We start from the raw sequence: 23471 nt of genomic DNA, 5'->3' as shown, positions 1-23471 counted from the left end.
TTGCGGCTCACCACATCGGGTAGAGGACGACGGTGCAGACTCCGTCCGTCGACCTCGACGAATTCGCCCGCGACAAGTTCGGTTGGGAAAGCCTGACCGACCAGCAGCGGGAGGCGATGCGCGCTGTTCTACAGCGCCGAGATCTGCTGGCCGTGCTGCCGACCGGCTCCGGGAAATCGGGCATCTACCAGCTTCCGTCGCTGCTGACCGAGGGCGCGACATTGGTTGTGTCGCCGCTCATCGCGTTGCAGCAGGACCAGATCGCCGCCCTCGAAGACCGCGCCGCCGCGGTCGCCGTCGCCATCAACTCGGGGCTGAGTTCGGCTGAACGGCAACGAAGCTGGGAATTGATCGACCAGCACCGCGCGGATTTTATCTTCGTATCCCCCGAACAGTTGGCCAACGATGACGTCGTCAAGAGACTTAACCGTGCCGAGCTGTCGTTGCTCGTCGTCGATGAGGCGCATTGTGTTTCGGCCTGGGGGCACGACTTTCGACCCGACTACCGTCGTCTTGCGGACGTGTTTGCGCGTTTTGGACCGTCGATTCCGATCCTTGCGCTGACCGCTACGGCTTCGGTGGTGGTCCGACGCGATATCGTGGACCGTCTCGGTTTGCGTGACCCCGCAATCATCGTCGGCAGTTTCGACCGGCCCAACCTGCGCCTGAGCGTCGAACGGCACACCGACACCGACCGTAAGCGCGCGGCCGTCCTGGATGCCATACCCGAGATCGAGGGTCCGGGGCTGCTGTACGTGGCAACCCGTAAAGAGGCGGAAGAATACGCTGAGGCACTGCGCGACAAGCGCGTTCGGGCTGCCGCATACCACGCCGGCCTTTCGGCCGAGGAGCGCGAGACGGTGCATGCCGGCTTTCATGACGACGAATTCGACGTGGTCGCCGCGACATCCGCGTTCGGCATGGGAATCGACAAGCCCAACGTGCGATTCGTGGCACACGCTTCGATTCCTGACTCGCTGGACAGCTACTACCAGCAGATCGGCCGCGCAGGCCGCGACGGCGCCGACGCTGCGGCGCTGCTGTTCTATCGGGCCGAAGATCTTGGACTGGCAAGGTTTTTCACCACCGGGCGACCCGACGAGGGGTTGCTTCGTTCAGTCTTTGGCGCATTGGACAAAGCACGACCGACGAAACTCAAGACACTACGTCACGACCTCGACACCCGGGGCCGCAGGCTAACCAACGCACTCAACCTCCTCGAGGAATGTGATGCCGTCCGCTCAACCCGCAAAGGGTTTGTAGCGGCCCGCCTGTCCACCAAAAAGGCGGTCGCGCTGGCGTTGCAAGAGGCTGAACTGCGCGAGCGGGTGGATCTGAGCAGGGTGGACATGATGCGCGGCTACGCCGAAACGCAGTACTGCCGAAGGGTGTTCCTGTTGTCCTACTTCGGCGAATCTTATTCCGAAGTGTGCGGCAATTGCGATGCCTGCGCAGACGGAATCAACGCGGGTGATGCCGGGCGCCCGGCCATTGCGGTGGGCACCGACGTGGAGCATCGCCAATGGGGCCACGGCGTCGTGATCGGCGGTGAGCGCGAACGCGTGACGGTGCTGTTCGACGAATTCGGTTACCGGACACTGTCGATGGCAGCGGTCTGCGAACACGGGCTGCTCGAGCTGACGAGCCCGGTCGCCGAGCCGGCATGATGGCCGGCCCGGCGCCGCTGGGGCCTACTTGATCTGGGGATCCGGTGGATTGTCCTGCGAGCGGCCGGTGACCGCGTCTCGGACGTGGTCCATGACGGCCGCACCCATTCCCATGGTCTTGAGCACGGTCGAATTGGGCGGGGTGTTCGGATGGGGCCGGGTGGGCGCCATCTTCTTGGCCGCCTCCAGCTTGGAGCCGATCTTCTCGAGCTCCTCACGGCTCAGGGTGACCTCGACCTGGGGCCACACCACATCCTGCTCGTAGGCAATGTGCTCCCGGCCGAGGGCGATGAATTCCTGTAGCGCCTCGTGGTAATCCGGGTCACCCGGCTTACCGTCTTCGAGCCGTTGCAGCAACTTTTTGCCGGCCTGCTCCTGCTCGACCGCTTTGTCGGCGATCGAATCACCGATCGCGTCGCGCACCGCCGGCCAGAAGAATTGCTCCTCAATGGCTTCATGCTGCGACTCGGCGATGATGAGGTTGTTCACCACCGTCTCCAGTCCACTAGCCTCGGCCCCCGGGCCCGACGGCGCTCCATCGAGCGTCTCGAACAGGCCGAGCACGCTTTTATGGTCCTGACGAAGAAACGTTAATGCGTCCATAACTACCTTCCGATTCGGGCTGTATCGGTGGACCTGAGGTACCCGAGCACCCGGCATTCAAACGGCTCACCACAGATGCGAAAACGACTTACACAAAACGAAATTCGACGGTTAGGGGGCAGCGGTGCTTTTGCGAAAGGTGCTGCGGTAACTCTGCGGCGACACCCCTGCCGTCCGGCGGAACTGGTCGCGGAAATTCGTTGTCGAGACGAAACCGACGCGACGCGAAATGCTTTCGATCCCCTCGTCGGTTGCCTCGAGGAGTTCCTGGGCGTGCCTGATCCGAACGCCGTTGACCCACTGCATGGGTGTCTGACCCGTCTCACGTTTGAAGCTGCGATTCAATGTCCGCACGCTGGTGGCGGCCCGCCGCGCGAGCTCGTCGAGGGTCAGTGGCAGGTGGGCGTTGGTCTCGATCCAGGCCAGAACGCCGTCCAGTTCTGTCTTGGCCCGCTGGCGATTCCGGACGATGAACTGCGCCTGGCCGCCGGTGCGGTGCAGCGGGGCGACCGCCAGCCGCGCAGTATTGGCAGCGACGGCCGAGCCGTAGTCGCGGGAGATCATGTGCAGGCACAGGTCCAGACCGGCCGACGCGCCGGCCGAGGTGAGAATCTGACCTTCGTCGACATATAACGCGTTGGGGTCGAGCCGGACGCTTGGATAGGCCGCCGCGAAGGCTTGGGCCGCCATCCAGTGCGTGGTCGCCCGCTTGCCGTCCAGGATTCCTGCGGCAGCCAGGGTGAATGCCCCGCTGCAGATGGATGCGATTCGGGTTCCGTTGCCGTAGGCGGCCTTCAGCGCAACGACGACGTCGTCGCGCACTGCCCGGCTGACGTCATGACGGCCCGGCACGACGATGGTGTCGGCGTCGGCCAGCTCCGCCAGGCCGTATTCCGTGCTGATTCCGATCGCTCCGGCGGCGACGATGGGCTCGCAACCACACACCCGGATCCGGTAGCCCGGTTCCCCGGTGGCCAGCCGGGCATGGCCGAACGTCTCCAGCGCGATGGCCAGATCGAACGCGATCACGTCCGGCTCGGCCAGGACGGCTATCGCGTGCACAGTATGGCAATATACCGCCGCATCATGGCTATCCGGCCACTGTTGGGGGTGCGCTAGATCGGTTTCCATTGAGCGTATGCAGGTGCAGATAGTGCTTTACGACGGCTTCGACCCGTTCGATGTGGTCGGGCCCTTCGAGGTCTTCGCCGCGGGCAGCGACTACCTCGGCGGCGACCTGGACGTGCGGCTCGTGTCGGCGGAGGGGCCGCGCCGCGTCGTCAGCGGCACCCGCGGTCTGGAACTGGCCGCCACCGCCGCGCTCGATCCGGCCCTGGGTGGGTGCCTCCTGGTGCCCGGTGCCAGCGGACCGGTGGCGGGCGACCCCGACGAGGGAGTCGAGACCATACCGGTGCTGCTGGCGCGGGCCGCGCAATCGGAGCTTGGGGCGTTGCTGCAGAAGGCCTTTGACAATCCCGAGTTGACGGTGGCTGGGGTGTGCGGCGGTTCGGTGGTCATGGCGATGGCGGGTCTGATCGAGGGACGGCACGCGGTGACCCATCACCTGGGCCTGGACCTGCTGGACGCGGCCGGGGTGCGTGCGGTGTCGGCCCGGGTCGTCGACGATGGCGACTTGGTCACCGCCGGCGGGGTGACATCGGGGTTGGACCTGGGCCTGTATTTGCTGGACCGTTGGTATGGGCCGCGGATCGCCCACGCCGTCGAGGAACTTTTCGAGTACGAGCGGCGGGGCACGGTGTGGCGCAATGTCGGCCGGGAACCGGTGGAGGCATAGCGTGGACATCGAGGGCGACTGGGACGTGGCGATCAAGACGCCGATCGGCACCCTGGCGGTGCAGTACGTCTTCACCCGCGGGCCCGATGGTCTGGCCGGCACCGCCACCTACAAGGATGAAACGGTTGCGCTGCAAAATCTTTCACGTGTCGACGCGGCCGGTAGCACTCGGCTGACCTGGCGACAATCGGTCAGCAAGCCGATGCGGCTCAATCTGGCTTTCGATGTGGTGTTCGACGGCGATGTGATGGCCGGGCACTCGCGCGCCGGGAGGCTGCCCCGTTCGGCGGTGACCGGCCGGCGGCGCGGTGCGTGAGCTGTTACTTGCTCGTCGAGCGTGCGGCTTATGGCGGCCCGAAGGCCAATTCCCGTACCTAAGGCCCACGTTGGGCGTAGTGGTAGGGCCCACCCTCGGCGCCGGTATGCTCGCTAAAAGCCCAAGCGGCCAAGCTGTTTGGGGTCGCGCTGCCAGTTCTTGGCGACCTTCACCCGCAGATCCAGGTAGATCTTGGTGCCGAGCAGCTTCTCGATCTGGTTGCGCGCCGCGGTGCCGACCTCGCGCAGCCGGGACCCGCCCTTGCCGATGACGATCCCTTTTTGGCTGTCCCGCTCGACATAGAGCACGGCGTGCACGTCGATCAGGTCGTCGCGTCCCTCGCGCGGGTTGACCTCGTCGATCACCACCGCCAGCGAGTGCGGCAGCTCGTCACGTACCCCTTCGAGGGCGGCCTCGCGGATCAGCTCGGCCATCAACACCTCTTCGGGCTCGTCGGTCAGCTCCCCGTCGGGGTAATACGCCGGGCCGGGGGGCAGTGCCGCCGCCAACACATCGGTCAACACGTCGACCTGCGCACCAGAGACCGCCGACACCGGCACGATTTCGGCGGCATTGGCGACCAGTTCGCTCACCGCAACCAGCTGGGCGGCCACCCGGTCTTTGGGCACCTTGTCGATCTTGGTGACGATCGCCACCAGGGTGGTCTTCGGGGCGACGGAACGGATCTGGTCGGCGATCCAGCGGTCACCGGGACCGATCGCTTCGTCGGCCGGGATGCACAACCCGATGACGTCGACCTCGCTATAGGTGTCGCGAACCAAGTCGTTGAGGCGCTTGCCGAGCAGCGTGCGGGGCCGGTGCAAGCCCGGGGTGTCCACCAGGATGATCTGGAAGTGCTCGCGGTGCACGATTCCGCGGATCGTGTGCCGGGTGGTCTGCGGCCGCATCGAGGTGATCGCCACTTTGGCGCCGACCAGCGCGTTGGTCAGGGTCGACTTGCCCGTGTTCGGCCTGCCGACCAAACAGACGAAGCCGGAACGGAACTCACTCATCGCCCTCGCTCTCCGGCGGCTCGACCCGGCTCAGCAGCACGGTGCCCACCCGGACCCGTCCGCGATGATCACGACCGCCTTCGGCGTGCAGCCGTAGGCCATGCGACACCACCTCGGCACCGGGCAGCGGCACGCGGCCGAGTTCGAGCGCCAGCAACCCGCCCACGGTGTCCACGTCGAGATCGTCGTCGAACTCCACGCCGTAGAGCTCGCCCACGTCCTCGATCGGCAGTCGCGCCGACACCCGGAAACGGTCGTCGCCCAGGTCTTCCACCGGCGCGGTCTCGGCCTGGTCGTACTCGTCGGCGATCTCACCGACGATCTCTTCCAGCACGTCCTCGATGCTCACCAGGCCGGCAATGGCGCCGTATTCGTCGACCAGCAGCGCCATGTGGTTGCGGTCGCGCTGCATTTCGCGCAGCAACGCGTCCAACGGCTTGGAGTCCGGCACGAACACGGCCGGCCGCATGACCTGCGCCACGGTGGTTTCCCGGGCGCCGTTGCGGGAGAAAACGGACTGCTGCACAAGATCTTTCAAGTAGACGACGCCGAGGATGTCGTCGACGTTCTCACCGATCACCGGGATGCGGGAGTGGCCGCTACGCACTGCCAGCGCCATTGCCTGGTGCGGCGATTTGTCACCCTCGATCCACACCATCTCGGTGCGCGGGACCATCACCTCGCGCGCCGGGGTGTCCCCGAGCTCGAACACCGACTCGATCATCCGGCGCTCGTCGGCGGCGACCACGCCCCGCTGCTGCGCCAGGTCGACGACTTCGCGCAGCTCGATCTCGGAGGCGAACGGTCCGTTGCGGAAACCGCGGCCGGGGGTGAGTGCGTTACCGAGCAGCACCAGCACCCGGCTGATCGGCATCAGCAGCCACGAGATCACCTGCAGCGGAAGGGCAGTCGCCAGCGAGATGGAATAGGCATGCTGGCGGCCCAACGTGCGGGGACCCACACCGATGACGACGAAGCTGGTCACCACCATGATGGCGGCGGCGTAGAACAGACCCCAGTCCATGCTGACCTTGTGCCGGAAATACACCACCAGCAGCGCGGTCGCGGTGATCTCGCAGACGATGCGCAGCAACACCACCAGGTTGATGTATCGCGGGCGGTCCGCCATCACCTTGAGCAACGACCTCGCACCGGGCCGCTCGTCGCGCACCAACTCCTGCACCCGGGCCAGCGACACGGTGCTGATGGCGGCGTCGAGCGCGGCGAAGATACCGCCCAGACCGATCAACACGACCGCAGTGAGCAGTTGATAGACACTGGTCACGGCTGGTCGAAATACCTTGACTTGTCAAGCAACCGGCGGTCCCGCTCGTGCTGGCGGTCGTACTGGTAGGCCTCGACCTGCTCGGCCACCCACTCCTCCAGCAGCCGGTCCTGCAAGGCGAACATTTCGCGTTCCTCGTCCGGCTCGCCGTGGTCGTAACCGAGCAGGTGCAGCACGCCGTGGATGGTCAACAGCGCGAGCTCATGCCCGAGGCTGTGACCCGCCGCGGCGGCCTGCTTGGCGGCGAACTCCGGGCACAGCACGATGTCGCCCAACATCGCCGGACCCGGCTCGGGCGCATCGGGCCGACCGCCGGGCTCGAGTTCGTCCATCGGGAAGCTCATCACGTCCGTCGGGCCGGGCAAGTCCATCCACCGCATGTGCAGGTCGGCCATGGCCGCGGTGTCCAGCAGCACCATTGAGAGCTCGGCGGCGGGGTGCACGTCCATCTGGTCGATGACGAACCGGGCCACGCTGACCAGCTCGGCTTCGGAGACGTCGATGCCCGACTCGTTGGACACTTCGATGCTCATAAGGCGCTCACGCACTCATCATCGACGATTGCGGCTGCCGGATGCCCGCCGAGCCGCCCGATTCATCCCCTGACCGGGCTCCTCGTACCGCGCGTAGGCGTCGACGATCTCCCCGACCAGGCGATGACGAACCACGTCCGCGCTGGTCAGCTCGGCGATGTGGATGTCGTCGATGTCTTCGAGGATGTCGACCGCCGCCCGCAGACCCGACCGCGCGCCGCCCGGCAGGTCGACCTGGGTGACGTCGCCGGTGACGACGACCTTGGAGCCGAAGCCGAGCCGGGTCAGGAACATCTTCATCTGTTCGGCGGTGGTGTTCTGCGCCTCGTCCAGGACGATGAAGGCGTCGTTGAGCGTGTTGTGCGTGAGCAGGAAGTCCTCGGTGACGTACAGCGAATCCGCGGCGGCCACCTGGATGCACACGGCTTCTTCGGTGCCTGCGGACTCGATGCTCTCGACAAAACGCATGGGCCGACCACACCCGTCGGCGTCGTACTTCGCGAGTTTGCGCGACAGCCGGAACGGGATGACGCCGGCCGGCAAACGGATGTCCAGAATGTGCGCGTCGGATCGATGCGGCACCGCCCGGCCCCGCGCCAGACCTGGCTTGCGGCCTTCGGCCGGCCGAGTCCGCGTGTATACGACCCCGCCGAGCGATCGCACCAGGAACATCACATCGTCACGCAACCGATCGGACACGGTTGTGAACTGGATGCGGCAGGAGCGTCCCTGCTGGGTGACCGGGCCGCCATCAGTGTCGAGCAGACCTTGCAGCACCCCCAGGCGCACATCGACGGAATTGAACAGGTACTCGGGTGGCACGAACTTGGTGTCGGATCGAGTCCCGGCCAGCCCCAGTTGCCGCACCGCACTCGTGACCGGATTCGCCGTCGTGATCACTTCCCCGGGCGAGGTGGTCCGGTTGAGCACGTAATCCACGTCGTTCTTACGACGGACGGTTACGCCTGGAATCAGGCATTCCAGAGCCTGCGCCAACTCGGGATCATTCGTCGCGAAGGTGGGTGTAGTCGCGCAGGTGATACAACCGTCGCCGAGCAACAACCCAAGCGCATAGGCATCGAGTGGAACCGCCCGGGATTCGAAGTGCACCGGCGCACTCAGCATCGGCAGTTCGTAGCGGTGGTAATGCGCCGCGCGGAGATTGCCGATCATCTCCTTGGTCTGCAGGACTCGAGCGGGCCGGCCGCGCCGCTTGTCGGAACGGGTGTAGACAGACCAGAGATGGTCACCCGACGCCAATGTCGACGAACCGTCCTGCGCAGAGACTCGATAGATCTCCTTGAAGCCTTGCGGATAAACCCCAAGCACCTCCGTCGGGCGCCCGTCCGAGCCGATCACGAAGTCACCGACCCGCAGGCTTCCGATCGGCCGGAAACCACTGGGTGTCAACACTTTGGTGAAGACCGGTTGCGCCCGGCCGCGCATGTATGCCAGCGGCGCCACCTCGATGACCCCGGCGGACATCAGCTTGGGGATCAGCTCGGGGTCCATCATGTCGTAAAGCGCGTCGTACAACGGCCGCAGATACGGGTCGATCTTCTCGCTCAGCGTCCCGGGCAGAAACCCAAGGCGCTCACCGGCTTCCACCGCCGGCCGGGTCAGGATGATCCGGGACACCTGCTTGGTCTGCAACGCGTGCACGGCCTTGGCCATGGCCAGATACGTCTTGCCGGTACCGGCCGGGCCGATGCCGAACACGATGGTGTTGGCGTCGATCGCGTCGACATAGTGCTTCTGGTTGAGAGTCTTGGGTCGAATTGTCTTGCCTCGCCGGGCCAGGATGTCGAGCGTAAGGACATCGGCCGGGGATTCGTTGCCGGTGCCGACCAGCATGGCGACGCTGTGCCGCACCACTTCCGGCGTCAACGCCTGTCCGCGGTCCACGATCGCAACCAGCTCGGAGACGGCCCGTTCGGCCAGGGCGACATCGGCCGGTTCGCCGGAGAAACTGACGGTGTTGCCCCGCACATGCAGGGTGGCGTTCAGGTTGCGTTCGAGGGCACGTAGATTCTCGTCGGCCGAGCCGAGCAGGCCCATGACGAGGTCGGGCGGAACATCGAAGCTGCTGCGAACTTGAGCATCGGCCTGACGGGTCACGCCAGCGTCAGCAGCGCGGGTCTCGCGGGGCGTCACGTGGTTTCTGCTGCCTGCTTTCTGGCGTGGGGACGTGCGTGCGGACGGAAAAGCCGAATTCAGTCTACCGCCGGTGGGTGACCTGTTCCCAAAGATTTGATGCCCGCCAGCAGGATGGTCAGCCCCCGGTCGAAGTCGGCGGCCGCCGTCGAACGCTGGCTGACGTGCGCGAGCGCGGCGATATGGGGATGCTCGTCACCGGCCAGGTCACCGATCCGCGCCGCCACAGCCACCTGTTCGTGCTCCCGTCCGGCTCCCGCCAGCGGTCCGGCCAGCTCCGCCTGCGCGCTACCGGTGACCAGGGCCAGCACCGCGCGGAAGCTGGCCAGCACGTCCTGATCGGCCAGCGCGGCGCGACTGAGCGCCGCGATCAACCGGTCGGCGGCGGCATAGCTCGACGCCGACACCGTTCGTCGGGTCAGCACCAGCGGCACGGCGTTGGGATGCCGGCGCACCGCCTCCCACATGGCCGTCGCGATCGCACGCACATCTGCGCACCAATCATCGGTTGCCGCAGGAACTTTCATTTCGGCGATGACGGCCTCGGCGACCAGCTGTTCCAGCTCGCGGCGGTCCTTGACGTAGTTGTACAGCGTCATCGGCCCGGTCCCGAGCGCCGTCGCCAACGAGCGCATGCTCAGCCCGCCCAGCCCGTCGCGGTCGACGATCTCCAGTGCCGCCGCGGCGATATCGGCCACCGAGAAGCGGGCCCGCATCTGGATCTCCTTTCCGTTGACACGTACATCGTACGTAATGTACAACACGTACATCGTACGTATTAGGAGAATTCATGGCCGCCATCCCCAGCACCATCACCACCGACTTCTTCTCGGACGGAACCCGTTGCGCCGCCTGGCTCACCCGACCACTCGGTGCGGGACCGCATCCGGCGGTCGTCCTGGCCCACGGTCTGGGCGCCAACCACACGATGGCCCTGGCCCGTTACGAGGAGCACTTCTCCGCGGCCGGGATCGCGACCCTGGCCTTCGACTACCGCAACCTGGGCGCCTCCGACGGGAACCCGCGGCAGCGGCTCAGCCTGCGTCGTCATCGCCGCGACATTTCGGCGGCGCTGGACTGCGTCCGCTCGACGCCCGGCATCGACCCGGCCCGAGTTGCCCTGTGGGGCACCAGCCTGGGCGCGATGCACGTGCTGCGGGTGGCCGCCGAACGGCCTGATGTCGCTGCTGTGGTGGTGCAGTGCCCGATCGTCGACGGGCCGGCGACGCTGCGCCGACTGGGCTGGGCCCCGTTACTGCGAGTCGGGCCGGCGGTCGTCGCAGACGCCGTGCGCGCCGCCGCGGGACGACCCCGCCGCTACATAGCCATCGTGGGACCACCGGGCAGTCGAGCCGCCGTAACCGTCCCCGGCGCCGAGGACGGGTGGAACTCGACTGTGGATCCCGGCGGGTCGTTCGACAACCGGATCGCTGCTCTCAATGTCGTCGAGATCGCCGTCACCAGCGCCAAACGCAAGGCCCGGCGGATTGCGGCGCCGCTGCTGGTGTGCGTATCGCAACGCGAGACGCTGATGAACCCCCGTCATGCCGAGGACGTCGCGAAACGAGCGCGGCACGGCGTCGCCCGCCACTACGACGGCGACCACTTCCAGATCTATCACCCCCCGCTGCTGGCCGGCCTGCTCGCCGACCAGACTGCTTTCCTGAAGGAGCATTTGCGTGTCGAATCCGCGTAAGCTCTTGCACGACAACGACTCTCGATTTGTCAATTGGGCCGGCCAGCTCTCGGACGCCGAGTGGCAACAACCGAGCTTATGCACGGAGTGGCGAAACCACGACGTGCTGGCGCATTTGGTGGTGGGCTACCGGGCTTCGGGGACCAAGCTTGGCCGCTACCTGTTCAGGCACCGCGGATCGTTCGACCGGGCGAACAAGGCACTGTCCATCGATGTGGCGCACCGCCGCAGTACCGCCGCTCTGCTTGAAGAGTTCTCGACGTTGATCCGTCGCCCCCGCGGCGTCGGCCGCGTCTTTCCCCGGCGACTTCTCCTGGGCGATCACGTCATTCACGAACTCGATATCGCCTTAGCCCTGAACCGGCCACCTGAGGTAACTCCCGAGGCATTGGTGGCCGTGCTCAATACGCAAGTGCGCGTGCCGAATCCGTTCGTGCCCGCGGCCGCGCGGGCACGTGGACTGCGGCTGCACGCCACCGACGTCGACTGGACACACGGCGACGGCACCTGGATGGTGACCGGCGGTGCGGCGCAACTGGCATCGGTGCTGGCCGGTAGACCGTGGGCACTCCCACACCTGCGCGGCACCGGCGTCGACGAATTGCGGGCTCGCCTGGCTAGTGACTGGTCGACGAAACCCACTGCGCGATAAGCACTCGCAACCGCGGCGTGAGCCGAGGGGCGTAGCGCAACAGCATCCGCGGCGCGGCCACGCATGCCTGCCTCAGCATTGCGTCCGCTCGATCAGCTGCCTTGGCGCACAACCGTGTGCTGCGGCCGCCAATTCGCAGCGCAGCGCGAGACAGGCGCTCGCCGCGATCAAGGCCAGCTCCTGCAGCAGCGCGGCCCAGTCGGGCAACACAACTGCCATCGGTAACGCACAATCCATCTCAGCCCTCCTCCAACCGCTCAGAGTCGCACCTAGAACGGCAGCGCTAGCGCCGCCGGGCCGACACCGATCGCGCGGTTGCCCGTGACGTCGAAGCCACGGTTGTTGTTGCCGAGGTTGCTGACCCCGACGTTGCGGTCGCCGACGTTGTCCAGGCCGAAGTTGTTATTGCCGATGTTGTTGAAGCCGATGTTGAAATTGCCGGTGTTGGCGCCACCCAGGTTGAAGCTGCCATTGTTGGCATCTCCGAAGTTCAGCAGCCCGTGATTGCCGTCGCCGAAGTTGAGGAATCCTTCGTTGTTGTCGCCGAAGTTCAGCAGTCCCAAGTTGCCAGTGCCGCCATCGAGGAACGACAGGCCGGTAGCGTCGAGGATCGATTCTTGAGCGGTAACGGCCCACTGGTGCACCGCCTGGGCAACACTGGCGGTGATGCCGTTGATTCCGGCGTTCAACCCGTTAGCGATCGAGGCGCCAAGGGAATTGACGTAACTGTTCTGGGCGAAGCCGTATGTTGTGTGCAAACCTCCTGAGACGACGCTTACGGGATTGGTGGGCGAGTCCTGGCCCACTGAAGCAGTAGCGCCCGGGGCGCCTGTCGCGCCGGGCTGGCCCAGCGCTCCGCCCTGGCCGCCCTGGCCGCCGAGGCCAGGTGAGCCGGGCGGCCCGCCGAGACCGCCGATTCCGCCGATGCCGGGCTTGCCCCCTGCTCCGCCCTTGCCCGCTGCACCCCCCGGTGCCGCCGTCGCCGCCGTCACCGAACAGGCTGCCGTGGCCCCCAGCACCGCCAACGCCTCCCGTTCCGCCGAAGCCGCCGTGACCACCTGCACCAGTGAGCAGGTCACCGTTGCCACCGCCGCCGCCGACGACCCCCGCACCGCCGGTACCGCCGGTCCCGCCGTTGCCGAACAGCAGCCCGGCGTCCCCGCCGATTCCTCCCACACCGCCGGCGCCGGCATGCCCGCCGGGGAAGCCCCCGCCGGTCGGAATGGGCAGCCGTCCGCCGGTGCCTCCGGTGCCACCGGCTCCGCCGGTTCCACCCGCGCCACCGCTGCCGCCCAGCACACCGCCGTGTCCGCCGGCCCCACCGGCACCGCCTTGCCCGCCGGCGCCACCGCTATTCACCGACGGGCTTGCCCCACCCAGACCGGTGCCGCCGGTGCCTCCGGCGCCGCCGTCACCGAACAGGCCGGCCGCCCCGCCGGCCCCACCGCCGCCGCCCGTTGCGGTAGTCGAGGTGGCGATTCCGCCCTCACCTCCGGCGCCGCCGGTGCCGTAGAGCCAGCCACCAGCCCCGCCGCTGCCGCCCGATTTTCCCGGGGCGCCGGTGCCTCCCGCGCCCCCGTTGCCGATCAGTCCCCCCGCCCCGCCGGCTCCACCGGCGCCGTTGTAGCCGTTACCGCCATTGCCCCACAGCACCCCACCGGCTCCACCGTTAGGGTTGGCCGCGCTTCCGGCTGTCCCGTCACCGATCAACGGGCGCCCCAGCAGCGTGGTCGTCGGCGCGTTGAGCGCCCCGAGCAGTTGCCGTTCAACGGACTGCATCGACACATTGCCGGCCTCGGCGGTGGCATAAGAGTGCGTGCCGGCGCTCAACAACGCGACGAACTGCTCATGAAACAGCAAGGCCTCAGCGCTGATCGTCTGATAGGCCGCGCCGTGTGCATTGAACAGCGCGGTGATTGCGACGGACACCTCATCGACGCCGGCAGCCGCCACGTTTGTCGTCGAGGTCACGATCGCGGCATTCGTTTGGCGCAAGGCCGATTCGATACCGCCCAAATCAGTTGCCGCGGCTTGCGCGAACTCAGGAGCCACAAACAAAAATGACATGACAAAACCACCCTCCCGACATGAAGTCGAAAAGCTCAGGAAAATAAGAGAATTCGAGGAACCGCGAATACTGCTGCGTTATGCGGCGAGCCCGCAGCTCACCGCCGCGAACGACTCAGCGCTTGCTGAAGCTGTTCTCCCACAACGTTCCAGCCCGCTGCATTCTGCAACAGGAGCGCGGAACCTGGCCTGTGCAGAGAGGCGCACATTCGATTTCCGGCGGCAACACCGCAAAGTTCGCCACAGCACAACCGTCCCTTCCTTGCCCTTGAGTGCGAGTCACCAGTTCGCGTGCCAGCGATCTGCTTTTGTCATGCACTCCGTCGTCGACGCGGCGGCAACATCCCATAATCAGATACGTTTCCGTTTAGGATACATTAACGGATCAAATAGTCCATTCGCGAGCGGCTAGCACGACCCAGCACTCGTCTGTCTGACCGACTAGAGACTGGACGGCAGATCCCACCGCGCGGTAAGCACTCCCAGCGCGCCCAACGCCACTGCGGCCGCGGTCGAGGTGCGCAGCACGGTGGGCCCCAGCCGAATCGCCGCGGCGCCGGCGTCGGTCAGGGCGGCGAGCTCGTCCGGCGTGACGCCGCCCTCGGGACCGACCACAAGCGTCACCGAATTCGCTTGCGCCAGAGCATAATCAGCGATCCGTTCGGTAGCCGACTCATGCAGCACCACTACGGCACCACCGTCGGCAACCTCGGCGCCCACCCGCGTCACCAACGCCGCGGTGGACACCACCCCGTCGACCGCTGGGATATGCGCCCGGCGGGATTGGCGCGCCGCCGCACGCGCCACGGCACGCCACCGACGCAAGCCCTTATCGACCCGGGCGCCGTCCCAACGGGCGACGCAACGCGAAGCCTGCCAGGCCACGAACGCGTCAGCACCGGCCTCAGTGGCCGACTCGATGGCGAGTTCGGAGCGCTCGGCTTTAGGCAGCGCCTGAACGATTGTCACGGGTGGTTGGGCGGCCGGGACATGCCAGCGCTGCAGCACACGAGCCCGCAGCCCGTCGCGTCCGGAGTGCTCGACCTCACAACGGGCGAGTTCCCCCGCCCCGTCGCCCAGCACCAATTCCTCGCCGACCCGGATCCGCCGCACGGTGGCGGCATGAAAACCTTCGTCGCCGGCTACATCGGCGAGACCGCCGACGTCGGGCAGCCCGTCGACGTAGAACAGGGTCGCCACCATGAGGCGCTCGCGAGGAGACTAGCGCCCGGTGAAGGTTTCACGCAGCCGGCTGAAAAGCCCGCCACCCCCGCCATGCGACGAACGGACTTCAGCGACATCGCGGCTGCGGCGGTTCTTCAGCTCGCGCAACAACTCGGTGTCGCGGTGGTCCAGCCGGGTGGGCACCACCACCTCGACGTGGACATGCAGGTCGCCGCGCGTGCTGGACCGCAGCTGTGGCATCCCCCGGCCGCGCAGCGTGATCGTCGCGCCGGGTTGGGTGCCGGGTGGAATGACGACCTCGCTCATGCCGTCCAGGATCGCGTCCAGGGTGACGGTGGTACCCAGGGCCGCGTCGATCATCGGCACCGAGACCGTGCAGTGCAGGTCGTCACCCTCCCGGGCGAAAATGTCGTGGGCCTGCTCGTGAACCTCGACGTAGAGGTCACCCGCCGGTCCCCCGCCGGGTCCCACCTCGCCCTGCGCGGCGAGTCGGACCCGCATGCCCTCGGCGACGCCGGCCGGGATCTTGACCGTGATGTCCCGCCGGGCGCGCACCCGGCCGTCACCCATGCACTGATAGCAGGGGTCGGGGATCACCACTCCCACGCCGCGGCAGGTCGGACACGGCCGCGAGGTGAGCATCTGGCCTAGCAGCGATCGCTGCACGGTCTGGACCTCGCCGCGGCCCGCGCAGGTGTCGCACGGGACCGGCGCCGAATCGCCGTTGGTTCCCTTGCCCTGGCATCGGTCGCACAGCACCGCGGTGTCGACGGTGACCTGCTTGGTGACGCCGGTGGCGCACTCCTCGAGGTCCAGCCGCATCCGCAGCAGCGAGTCCGAACCCGGCCGCACCCGGCCGATGGGGCCGCGCGAACCGCCCCCGCCGAACCCGCCGCCGAAGAAGGCCTCGAACACGTCGCCCAGGCCACCGAAATTACCGAAGCCGCCCGCCGACGCGCCCGCGCTTTCCAGGGGGTCGCCGCCCAGGTCGACGATGCGGCGCTTCTCCGGATCGCTCAACACCTCGTACGCGGCGCTGATCTCCTTGAACTTGGCCTGCGCCGCCTCGTCAGGGTTAACGTCCGGGTGCAGTTCGCGCGCCAACTTGCGATAAGCGCGTTTGATCTCGGTGTCACTAGCGCCCTTGCTGACGCCGAGCAACCCGTAGTAATCGCGTGCCACGATTAACCCTTCCCAAGCTCTCCTCGAGAGCCCTGTAAGCCCGCCCCCTACGGGGCCGTACCCAAACTCTGTTGCGGGCGCGCGGTCATCGAGCGCCCAGCACTTCGCCGATATACATGGCAACCGCGGCAACACTGGCCATAGTTCCCGGATAGTCCATCCGAGTGGGTCCCAGCACACCCATACCGCCATACACGGTGTCGTTGGTGCCGTAGGCGGTCGTCACCATGGAGGTACCGGCCATCTGCTCCGCCTCGGTCTCGTGGCCGATGCGCACGGTCACCTTGCCGGCTTCCTGTTGCGCGGCCAGCAAGCGCAGCACCACAACCTGCTCCTCCAGCGCTTCCAGAATGGAGCGCAACGAGCCGCCGAAATCAGCCGCATTGCGGGTCAGATTGGCGGTGCCGCCCATCAGCAGACGTTCCTCGGTGTGCTCCACCAACGATTCCAGCAACACCGTGGCCGAGCGGCCGACGGCGTCGCCCAGCCGGTCGCTGTTGTGCAGCCCGCCGGCCAGATCGGCCACCGCGACCGATGCCGCCGCCAGGCGCTTACCCACCAGCGCCTGGCCAAGCATGTCTCGCAGTTGCGTGAGCTGATGCTCGTCGATGACATCACCCAGTTCGACGATGCGTTGATCAACCCGGCCGGTATCGGTGATGACCACCATCAGCAGACGCGCCGGCGTGAGCGCGATGACTTCGAGGTGGCGAACGGTGGAGGTGGACAACGTCGGGTACTGCACCACGGCGACCTGCCGCGTCAGTTGGGCCAACAGCCGCACCGCTCGGCGCAGCACGTCGTCGAGGTCCACGGCGGACTCGAGAAAGTTCTGGATCGCGCGCCGTTCCGCCGACGACAGCGGCTTGACGTCGTCGAGTCGGTCGACGAACTCGCGGTAACCCTTCTCCGTGGGCACCCGGCCCGAGCTGGTGTGCGGCTGGGTGATGTAGCCCTCTGCCTCCAAGACCGCCATGTCGTTGCGGATGGTGGCGCTCGAGACACCTAGATTGTGACGCTCCACCAATGATTTGGAACCGATCGGCTCATGGGTAGAAACAAAGTCGGCAACGATTGCGCGGAGCACCTCGAAACGACGCTCGTCTGCGCTTCCCATCGACTGTCACCTCCCATACACCCACTGGCCGCGTTCATTTTACGGTCTCAGCAGGAGCTGACCTGCCAACCGGGATCTGCGGCCGATACGGCATCTGCGCGCGTGTCGCTATAGCCTTACCCAAATGTTCCCGTGGAGCACGCCAGGCGAAAGCGACAGCGAATGATCTTCAAGGGCGTACGCGAGGGCAAGCCGTATCCGGAACATGGGTTGTCCTATAGAGACTGGTCCCAGATTCCGCCGCAACAGATCCGGCTCGACGAGTTGGTCACGACGACCACGGTGCTCGCCCTGGATCGCCTGCTCTCGGAGGACTCGACGTTTTACGGTGATCTGTTTCCGCATGCGGTGAAGTGGCGGGGCATCGTCTACCTGGAGGACGGGCTGCACCGGGCGGTGCGCGCGGCCCTGCGGAACCGGACCGTGTTGCATGCGCGGGTGTACGACATGGACATGGCAGCCGGGTAGGTACGGCGAGTCGCCCGGGCCGAGCAGACGCGAAAGCGCCCTTTTCGGGCCCCGAAAAGGTGCTTTCGCGTCTGTTCGCGGGGAACCGGTCACATACGTGCGCGGCCGGGTGTCGTTCTAGTTAGAGAACGAGCGACACATCCCAGGAGGCGCCCCATGACACCGAATTCCGGGCCACGACTCACCGGAGTCTCTGACCGCGACGCCGGCTTGAGCGCAAAGATCGCCTTTTTCTTCACCAGGCGCCAGTTCAAACGGATGACCGGCCGCGAAACCGCGACGATGCTGGAACCGATGCGGATGTATGCCCATATCCCCCGGCTGTTGCGGGCTTATGGGCGGCTCGAACAGGCCGAGGCGAAACTCGACATCCTCAGTCCGCGGCACCGCGCGCTCGCCGAACTCAAGTCGGCGATGACGGCGCGCTGCGAATTCTGCATCGACCTCGGCTCGCAGATCGCCCGCGGATGGGGCATCACCGATGAGGAGCTGCTTGCCCTGTCCCACTATCGCAACGCCGGCTGCTTCTCCGAAGTCGACAAGCTGATCCTGGACTACGCCACGGCGATGACCCGCACACCCGTCGAGGTGACCGACGAGCTGTTCGAGCGGCTACGCGCGCATTTCGATACCGCGCAACTGGTCGGCCTCACCCACGTCGTCACGCTGGGCAACCTGCGGGCCCGCTTCAACCTTGCGCTGAACATCGGATCGGCGGGTCTTTCGGAAGGCATGGTGTGCGCGCTGCCCGACGCCGACCGCGGATGACCGCCGACCCGACGCTCATCGCTGGATTCGAGGCGGCCCGCCCGCGGCTGGGCGCCATCGCCTACCGGATGTTGGGCTCGGTCGACGACGCCGAGGACGTGGTACAGGAGGCGTGGCTGCGGTTGAGCACCAGCGCGACCGAGGGCATCGAGAACCTCGACGCGTGGCTGACCACCGTGGTGGCGCGGATCTGCCTGAACACCCTGCGGTCGCGTCGGGTCAGGGCCGGCGAGGAGTTGGTCGCGCAGGTGCCGGATCCCATCGTGGAAACCGACGGCGAATTCGACCCGGAACATCGCGCCATGCTTGCCGACGCGGTGGGCCTGGCGTTGTTCGTGGTGCTGAACACCCTGCCGCCTGCCGAGCGGCTCGCGTTGGTGTTGCACGACGCCTTCGCCGTCCCGTTCGACCAGATCGCACCGATCGTGGAGAAGTCACCGGAGGCGACCCGGAAATTGGCGAGCCGCGCACGGCGGCGGATCCAGCAGGCGGATCCCGTTCCGGATAGCGACCTGACGGCTCAGCACGACGCGGTTGCCGCCTTCTTCGCCGCCGGGCGCAGCGGAGATTTCGACCGGCTGGTCGCGGTGCTGCACCCGCAGGTGGTGTTGCACGGCGATTTCGGGGGCGGTACACCCGGGGTCCGCGTCAAGGGAGCGACCTCGGTGGCGGAGTTGGCCCGCGGCTATGCGGGACCGGAGCGCGAGGTGCGGACCGCAGTCGTCAACGGAGCCGCCGGAGCGGTGGTGTTCATCGCCGGCCGAGCCGTCGCGGTGATGGGATTCCTGGTCCGAGCCGGCCGGATCGCGGCGATCGACGTGCTGGCCGACCCGGACCGGCTGGCCCGGCTCAACCTGCGCACGTGACGGAGCGTTAGCCCGAGGCCGCCTGCAGCAGCTGCATCGCCGAACTCCGCGACAGCACCCAACCGCCCTGATTGACGAAGGTGATGTTCTGCGTGACCGGCGTCGAAAGCTTGGGGCCGGAGACGGCGACGTCGGCCGTGGCCGAGCCCGGCTCGGCGGCCGGCTGGATGTTGGCGATGTTGAACTGCAGGGGCAGCTGACCGTTCTTGGCCGCCTTCGTTCAGCTGGTGATCGGCGAGGCGCGCCTCGGTCCCGCCGATGCCGCCTTCCACCAGGTTGCCCTTGTTGACGAACGAAACGTTGGGATCAGCGAGGTTGGTCAGGATGCCGGTCAGCTGCGGGGCGGTCGGCAGGTTGGCTGGCGCCGGCACCGGCGCCGGGTCCAATGGCAGTGGCGCGCCGAAGACGACCGGCTGCACCTGGTATTCCGCCGGAGGACCGGCGATGGCCGTTGCGCCAGCCGCAGCCGCGCCGATCGCGGCCACCGCTGCCACGCCCCAGGCCAGTGATTTCATGGTTCGCACGATTGCTCTCCCCCTGTCAGATCCGCGCGGGAACGTGTGGGAACGTCGGTGTTCCGGGAACGCTGCGCGTGGTGTCTTTGTGTCGATTGTGACTGGTGTGTCGTTCTGCGGACGAACCGCGTTACATCGACACTGCCACATGAGCGATTGCCGGAGCTATGGCGCAGCTGTGTAGCAGCTATGCGTCCCCGGAACGTACCCAGTTCGAAGCAGCGGAACTCAGCCAAGCGGGCGGAGCAGAGCCGCAAGTTCTTCTCTACTCGAGACGCCGGTTTTCGCCATCGCCCGGTAGATGTGGGCCTCAACGGTGCGTACGGAAAGTGTCAGGCGCTCGGCAACCGAGCGAGTGGACAACCCGCTGCCTAGCAACATGACGATTTCCCGTTCGCGGGAAGTAAACGGAACTTCAACGTTGGCTTCCCGTAGCGCGGGCGTCAAGGCCCCGCCGCACCGCTCGGCAAGCGCCTGCGCGCGCGTCGAGCAGCCCAGCGCCGATCCCCGCAGGCCCTTGCTGCGATACACCGATGCCGCGTGCCCCGCCGCGTCCACCGCGGCGACGAGATCGCCCATGCCTTCGAATTGTTCAGACGCCGTGGCCAATCCGGCTGCGTCACCGTCGACCAAGGCGGTGGCGAATCGAGCGGCGATACCGGCCCGGGGTCCCTCCACCGTATTGGCAAGTTCGCGCAGCCGGGGTGCCGTGGAGCTGTCGCCGAATTGCGTCGCGGCCTGCAGACACACCACCTCGGCGGCGAATTGGCCATTGGCTCCGGCCATTTCGGCTGCGGCCACGGCAACCTGGGCAGCTTCGCTGACCGCGCCCTGGCAGGCAGCCACCCAGGCACGCGCCAGATCACGCTCGTAATCGACGAATCCCCAACTCCGATGGTGTTCGGCCTCGGTGGCCTGCAGCGCGGCAGCCGCCTCGTCGACCAGACCGCACATCGCCAGCGTGGTGGTGAGCGCAATCAGGTATCGGTACCGAAAACCGTTGGAGTCACCGGTGAACAGCTCGGCAACCGTCTCCAGCAGCGATCTCGCCTCGGTCAACCGGCCCGACCCAAGCGCCACCCGGCCCACGATCGCGGTGCTGAGCAGACGAGCGACGCCGGGCACATCGACGGTTTCCACACGTGCCTGTTCCGCCGACAAACTCGCGTCGACCATCCGCCCGGCCTGCAGGAGCGCACCGACATGCCTGTCGACGATGAGCAGTCGCATGTGGGCCGCGGTTCCCATGCGCTGTGCGTATGCGGAGCCGGTCGCTGCTGCGCGGTCCGCAGCAGCGCCGTGGCCCGCATCGCCGTTGGCGACGACGAGCGCCCAAGTCGCGGCCGCGCTGATGATGGTGGGCAGTTGTTCGAGATCGACGCCGGCACCGAGTTCGATCGCCTTGCCCGGGCGAGCCATCGATGCCCAGTAAACGGTCAGGTACGCATTGATCCAGCTGCGGGTTTCCTTCGTCGTCGCTATCCCCGCGGCTTCATCGAAATGCGACTTCGCGCCATCGGGATCGGCCAGCCCCCACAGCTTGCAGAATCCCCGATGGCCGAGCAGGTACACCCGGTCGGACTCGGACAGGCCTTTGGTGGGTGTGCCGGCCACCACCGCATCGGCCTCCTCGCCACGGCCCTGCCATGCCAGTGCGAACGCGCGAATGTTGTACGCCCGCACTCCGGCTCCGGCCCTGATCGCCGCGGCGGACAGCCGGTCGGCCAAGGGTGCGTCCGCCAGGAACATGGCCCCGTCGGCGGCCCTGACCAGTAAATTCGGGTCGGGGACCAGATCGGAATCGACGATCAATACCGCGCGCCGCACCGTCATGCGCACATCGTCGCTTTCCGCGGTGGCGGCCAGCTCCGCGGCGACCCGGCCCCGCAGCCTACGCAATCTCGTTGGTGCGGCGCGCTTGCGGCGTAGTTCGCCATACAGCGGATGGGCAAGCCGGGCTTCCACCCGGCCGCCGACCTCGCCGACCGTGACCAAGCCACGCACGTCGGCCTCCTCGATCGCCGCCGCGTCGGTGATGCGCGCCAAGGACGCCAGTTCGATCGGCTCCCCTACCGCCAGCGCGTCCACCACGTCGCCTACCTCGGCCGAGAGCGTTCCCATTCGCGAGTCGATCAGGTCGGCCAGGCTGGGCGGCACGATCGGATCGCCGTGCCAGCGCCAGTGGCCGTGACGTTGCGCGAGCCGCTCGTCAGCCAGCTCTTGCTCGACGATGTTGCGCAAGTACAGCACGTTGCCCCTGGTCAGCCGCCAGAGACGCTGGGCCGCATCGGGATCCACCGGACCACCCAGTGCGGCGGCCAGCAGCGTCGCGGTTTCGTCGGCGGAAAGCGGCTGCAGGTCCAGGCGCTCGAAGCCGGTCCCGCGCCAAACATCTTGTACCGCAGTGGAAACCGGTTCACCGTTGCGGACGGTCAACAGCACCCGTGCTGACCGCCGCTGGACGATCTGGTGCAACACGAAAGCGGACAGGTCGTCGAGCAGATGGGCATCGTCGACGGCGACCACCACCGAGGCGCCCGGCGGCGCGGCGGTCAGCGCACCGATGACATCGCGAAGCAGGTGAACCAGTTGGCCCTCACCGGGTTCGGGCGTATCGACCCACGCGGCAAACGCTCCCAGCGGGATCGACCGCGCCGACGAACTGGCTACCGCCCAACGAATCTCGTAGCCACGCGCCCTCGCCGCCGCGAGCGCTTCGCGCGCAATGCGGCTTTTTCCGACACCGGCGCCGCCGCAGACGACGATGCCGGAGGACCCTGCCTCGGCGATGGCGGATTCGACGACCGCCATCTCCTGCGACCGGCCGACCAGCGGCCACGTCAATCGCACTCGGTCAGCGTAGGAGGGTCCGGACCAGCGCGCAGTCAATCACTCAAGTTTGTATCGATTCCAGGAAGTCGACGCCCTGCTGCAGCGCCTGCGCGGACTGGTCGATGTCGACGACCGGGTGGATCTGGTAGTCGGCGATGAAGGTGAACTTTGCCGAGACATCGACGAGGTCCGCCGGGTCGTCGGTTTCGATCAGGGCGAACCCACCGCCGCTGTCCACCCGGCCCAGGAACGCGTGGTAGGTCGAACTCGCCGGCGGCGCCCACTTGGAGAACACGGCCAAGCCACGCCGTAGCGAAATCTCGTTCTCGGCCGCGGTCCCGTTGAGGCGGTATGTCCAGGAAACCAGATACTTCATGTCGTTCTCCTAGCGTGTGAATATTTCTTCGGCTGCGACGGGCTTGTCACAGTTGCGAAGCCACGGACGGCTCCGTCGGCCCACGCCGCGCGCCGCCACCACCCGTGCCGCGGGCAGACCGCCCAAGCTCTGCTCCCAGCATCAGCCCACTCCGATCTCCTCCTGCAGCGCAATAAGTTTCGCTTCCGCAAGGCGATAGACACCGTCGAGGGCTTCGTCCTCGACGCCGACGTACTCGCAGATCACCTCACGGGCGGCACCGGCATCGCGCAACCGCAACGCCAGCGAGTACGGCAACGGCAACTTGCGCAACGCTTGCTCGCGCTTGCTGAGACCCTCGGCCACCGGCTCAGCATGGGTCGTTGCCCGCCGGCCGAATAG

At 66.8% G+C, this 23471-nt stretch carries 22 protein-coding genes and 5 pseudogenes; 8 read left to right on the top strand and 19 right to left on the bottom strand.

Annotated features, from left to right (window positions below; genetic code table 11):
* Nucleotides 1-32: 32 nt before the first annotated feature.
* On the top strand, nt 33-1667 hold the full coding sequence (locus BN972_RS13640) for a RecQ family ATP-dependent DNA helicase (RefSeq protein ID WP_036358713.1): 1635 nt from the start codon (nt 33-35) through the stop codon (nt 1665-1667).
* A 24-nt stretch (nt 1668-1691) separates the two neighbouring features.
* Here BN972_RS13640 and BN972_RS13635 read toward each other — a convergent pair whose 3' ends face one another.
* Both BN972_RS13635 and BN972_RS13630 read right to left on the bottom strand, forming a co-directional pair.
* A complete protein-coding gene (locus BN972_RS13635; protein ID WP_036358711.1) occupies nt 1692-2270 on the bottom strand; it encodes a hemerythrin domain-containing protein in 579 nt (192 codons plus the stop codon).
* 111 nt (nt 2271-2381) lie between these two features.
* On the bottom strand, nt 2382-3332 hold the full coding sequence (locus tag BN972_RS13630; RefSeq protein ID WP_036358708.1) for a GlxA family transcriptional regulator: 951 nt from the start codon (nt 3330-3332) through the stop codon (nt 2382-2384).
* 76 nt (nt 3333-3408) lie between these two features.
* Here BN972_RS13630 and BN972_RS13625 point away from each other — a divergent pair, with 76 nt between their 5' ends.
* Both BN972_RS13625 and BN972_RS13620 read left to right on the top strand, forming a co-directional pair.
* On the top strand, nt 3409-4065 hold the full coding sequence (locus BN972_RS13625) for a DJ-1/PfpI family protein (RefSeq protein ID WP_036358705.1): 657 nt from the start codon (nt 3409-3411) through the stop codon (nt 4063-4065).
* A 1-nt stretch (nt 4066) separates the two neighbouring features.
* Nucleotides 4067-4381: a hypothetical protein gene (locus BN972_RS13620; protein ID WP_036358702.1), complete on the top strand. Its 315-nt coding sequence runs from the start codon at nt 4067-4069 to the stop codon at nt 4379-4381.
* Between the two features lie 113 nt (nt 4382-4494).
* Here the strand turns inward: BN972_RS13620 and era are convergent, their stop codons facing one another.
* The 7 genes and pseudogenes from era to BN972_RS13595 form a co-directional block, all read right to left on the bottom strand.
* A complete protein-coding gene (era, locus tag BN972_RS13615; RefSeq protein ID WP_036358699.1) occupies nt 4495-5394 on the bottom strand; it encodes a GTPase Era in 900 nt (299 codons plus the stop codon).
* Nucleotides 5387-6679, bottom strand: a complete 1293-nt coding sequence (locus BN972_RS13610; RefSeq protein WP_036358696.1) for a hemolysin family protein — start codon at nt 6677-6679, stop codon at nt 5387-5389. The genes era and BN972_RS13610 overlap by 8 nt, the downstream gene beginning before the upstream one ends.
* Nucleotides 6676-7212: an rRNA maturation RNase YbeY gene (gene ybeY / locus BN972_RS13605; protein ID WP_036358693.1), complete on the bottom strand. Its 537-nt coding sequence runs from the start codon at nt 7210-7212 to the stop codon at nt 6676-6678. The genes BN972_RS13610 and ybeY overlap by 4 nt, the downstream gene beginning before the upstream one ends.
* Before the next feature lie 18 nt (nt 7213-7230).
* Nucleotides 7231-7569: pseudogene (locus BN972_RS30430) on the bottom strand (PhoH family protein); the annotation flags it as partial.
* Nucleotides 7570-7830: 261 nt separating this feature from the next.
* Nucleotides 7831-8337, bottom strand: a pseudogene (locus BN972_RS30425) (LAGLIDADG family homing endonuclease); the annotation flags it as partial.
* A gap of 309 nt (nt 8338-8646) precedes the next feature.
* Nucleotides 8647-9366 (bottom strand): annotated as a pseudogene (locus BN972_RS30420) (PhoH family protein); the annotation flags it as partial.
* A 59-nt stretch (nt 9367-9425) separates the two neighbouring features.
* Nucleotides 9426-10127 carry a TetR/AcrR family transcriptional regulator gene (locus BN972_RS13595; protein ID WP_390176210.1) on the bottom strand — a complete coding sequence of 234 codons (702 nt, stop codon included), beginning with the start codon at nt 10125-10127 and terminating at the stop codon, nt 9426-9428.
* Nucleotides 10128-10156: 29 nt separating this feature from the next.
* Between BN972_RS13595 and BN972_RS13590 the strand changes: the two genes are divergently transcribed.
* A complete protein-coding gene (locus BN972_RS13590) occupies nt 10157-11062 on the top strand; it encodes an alpha/beta hydrolase (protein WP_235192446.1) in 906 nt (301 codons plus the stop codon).
* The gene (locus BN972_RS13585) at nt 11046-11714 is read left to right on the top strand and encodes a maleylpyruvate isomerase family mycothiol-dependent enzyme (protein WP_036358686.1); all 669 of its coding nucleotides are present in this window, start codon (nt 11046-11048) and stop codon (nt 11712-11714) included. Before BN972_RS13590 ends, BN972_RS13585 begins: the two co-directional genes overlap by 17 nt.
* 72 nt (nt 11715-11786) lie before the next feature.
* On the opposite strand, the gene BN972_RS29545 is transcribed toward BN972_RS13585, so the two are convergent.
* The 6 genes and pseudogenes from BN972_RS29545 to hrcA all read right to left on the bottom strand — a co-directional run bounded on the left by BN972_RS29545 (nt 11787) and on the right by hrcA (nt 17265).
* Nucleotides 11787-11933: a hypothetical protein gene (locus BN972_RS29545; protein WP_155770487.1), complete on the bottom strand. Its 147-nt coding sequence runs from the start codon at nt 11931-11933 to the stop codon at nt 11787-11789.
* A 50-nt stretch (nt 11934-11983) separates the two neighbouring features.
* Nucleotides 11984-12472 (bottom strand): hypothetical protein, encoded by a 489-nt coding sequence (locus BN972_RS30415; RefSeq protein WP_142277143.1) that lies wholly within the window; start codon nt 12470-12472, stop codon nt 11984-11986.
* Between the two features lie 120 nt (nt 12473-12592).
* A pseudogene (locus tag BN972_RS31365) lies at nt 12593-13781 on the bottom strand (PE family protein); the annotation flags it as partial.
* A gap of 441 nt (nt 13782-14222) precedes the next feature.
* The gene (locus BN972_RS13570) at nt 14223-14984 is read right to left on the bottom strand and encodes a 16S rRNA (uracil(1498)-N(3))-methyltransferase (RefSeq protein WP_036358680.1); all 762 of its coding nucleotides are present in this window, start codon (nt 14982-14984) and stop codon (nt 14223-14225) included.
* 18 nt (nt 14985-15002) lie between these two features.
* Complete coding sequence (gene dnaJ / locus BN972_RS13565; protein WP_036358676.1) at nt 15003-16148, bottom strand: molecular chaperone DnaJ; 1146 nt, start codon at nt 16146-16148, stop codon at nt 15003-15005.
* An 85-nt stretch (nt 16149-16233) separates the two neighbouring features.
* Entirely contained in the window at nt 16234-17265 is a 1032-nt protein-coding gene (hrcA, locus tag BN972_RS13560; protein WP_036358673.1) for a heat-inducible transcriptional repressor HrcA, read from the bottom strand.
* Nucleotides 17266-17427: 162 nt separating this feature from the next.
* Here hrcA and BN972_RS13555 point away from each other — a divergent pair, with 162 nt between their 5' ends.
* The 3 genes from BN972_RS13555 to BN972_RS13545 all read left to right on the top strand — a co-directional run bounded on the left by BN972_RS13555 (nt 17428) and on the right by BN972_RS13545 (nt 19367).
* A complete protein-coding gene (locus BN972_RS13555; protein ID WP_036358669.1) occupies nt 17428-17733 on the top strand; it encodes a type II toxin-antitoxin system VapB family antitoxin in 306 nt (101 codons plus the stop codon).
* 156 nt (nt 17734-17889) lie between these two features.
* Complete coding sequence (locus BN972_RS13550) at nt 17890-18501, top strand: carboxymuconolactone decarboxylase family protein (protein ID WP_036358666.1); 612 nt, start codon at nt 17890-17892, stop codon at nt 18499-18501.
* Entirely contained in the window at nt 18498-19367 is an 870-nt protein-coding gene (locus BN972_RS13545) for a sigma-70 family RNA polymerase sigma factor (protein ID WP_036360803.1), read from the top strand. The genes BN972_RS13550 and BN972_RS13545 overlap by 4 nt, the downstream gene beginning before the upstream one ends.
* Nucleotides 19368-19374: 7 nt before the next feature.
* Here the strand turns inward: BN972_RS13545 and BN972_RS30405 are convergent.
* The 4 genes and pseudogenes from BN972_RS30405 to BN972_RS13525 all read right to left on the bottom strand — a co-directional run bounded on the left by BN972_RS30405 (nt 19375) and on the right by BN972_RS13525 (nt 23435).
* Nucleotides 19375-19882 (bottom strand): annotated as a pseudogene (locus BN972_RS30405) (hypothetical protein).
* A gap of 228 nt (nt 19883-20110) precedes the next feature.
* The gene (locus BN972_RS13535; RefSeq protein WP_036358659.1) at nt 20111-22732 is read right to left on the bottom strand and encodes a helix-turn-helix transcriptional regulator; all 2622 of its coding nucleotides are present in this window, start codon (nt 22730-22732) and stop codon (nt 20111-20113) included.
* 43 nt (nt 22733-22775) lie between these two features.
* Nucleotides 22776-23090, bottom strand: coding sequence for a DUF3303 domain-containing protein (locus BN972_RS13530; protein WP_036358656.1), 315 nt, complete (start codon nt 23088-23090; stop codon nt 22776-22778).
* A 141-nt stretch (nt 23091-23231) separates the two neighbouring features.
* Nucleotides 23232-23435 (bottom strand): hypothetical protein, encoded by a 204-nt coding sequence (locus tag BN972_RS13525; RefSeq protein WP_036358652.1) that lies wholly within the window; start codon nt 23433-23435, stop codon nt 23232-23234.
* Nucleotides 23436-23471 lie beyond the last annotated feature (36 nt).

The sequence above is a fragment of the Mycobacterium asiaticum DSM 44297 genome (assembly GCF_000613245.1).
Taxonomy (GTDB): domain Bacteria; phylum Actinomycetota; class Actinomycetes; order Mycobacteriales; family Mycobacteriaceae; genus Mycobacterium; species Mycobacterium asiaticum.
Note: the sequence above shows the minus strand (reverse complement) of the source record. Positions and strands in the feature narration are given on the sequence as shown.

Bases quoted from the DNA above. Each gene is read 5' to 3' on its own strand.
- BN972_RS13635 (WP_036358711.1), bottom strand. From the start codon at position 2,270: ATGGACGCATTAACGTTTCTTCGTCAGGACCATAAAAGCGTGCTCGGC.
- BN972_RS13625 (WP_036358705.1), top strand. From the start codon at position 3,409: ATGCAGGTGCAGATAGTGCTTTACGACGGCTTCGACCCGTTCGATGTG.
- era (WP_036358699.1), bottom strand. From the start codon at position 5,394: ATGAGTGAGTTCCGTTCCGGCTTCGTCTGTTTGGTCGGCAGGCCGAAC.
- ybeY (WP_036358693.1), bottom strand. From the start codon at position 7,212: ATGAGCATCGAAGTGTCCAACGAGTCGGGCATCGACGTCTCCGAAGCC.
- BN972_RS13590 (WP_235192446.1), top strand. From the start codon at position 10,157: ATGGCCGCCATCCCCAGCACCATCACCACCGACTTCTTCTCGGACGGA.
- BN972_RS29545 (WP_155770487.1), bottom strand. From the start codon at position 11,933: ATGGCAGTTGTGTTGCCCGACTGGGCCGCGCTGCTGCAGGAGCTGGCC.
- BN972_RS13570 (WP_036358680.1), bottom strand. From the start codon at position 14,984: ATGGTGGCGACCCTGTTCTACGTCGACGGGCTGCCCGACGTCGGCGGT.
- hrcA (WP_036358673.1), bottom strand. From the start codon at position 17,265: ATGGGAAGCGCAGACGAGCGTCGTTTCGAGGTGCTCCGCGCAATCGTT.
- BN972_RS13555 (WP_036358669.1), top strand. From the start codon at position 17,428: ATGATCTTCAAGGGCGTACGCGAGGGCAAGCCGTATCCGGAACATGGG.
- BN972_RS13550 (WP_036358666.1), top strand. From the start codon at position 17,890: ATGACACCGAATTCCGGGCCACGACTCACCGGAGTCTCTGACCGCGAC.
- BN972_RS13545 (WP_036360803.1), top strand. From the start codon at position 18,498: ATGACCGCCGACCCGACGCTCATCGCTGGATTCGAGGCGGCCCGCCCG.
- BN972_RS13530 (WP_036358656.1), bottom strand. From the start codon at position 23,090: ATGAAGTATCTGGTTTCCTGGACATACCGCCTCAACGGGACCGCGGCC.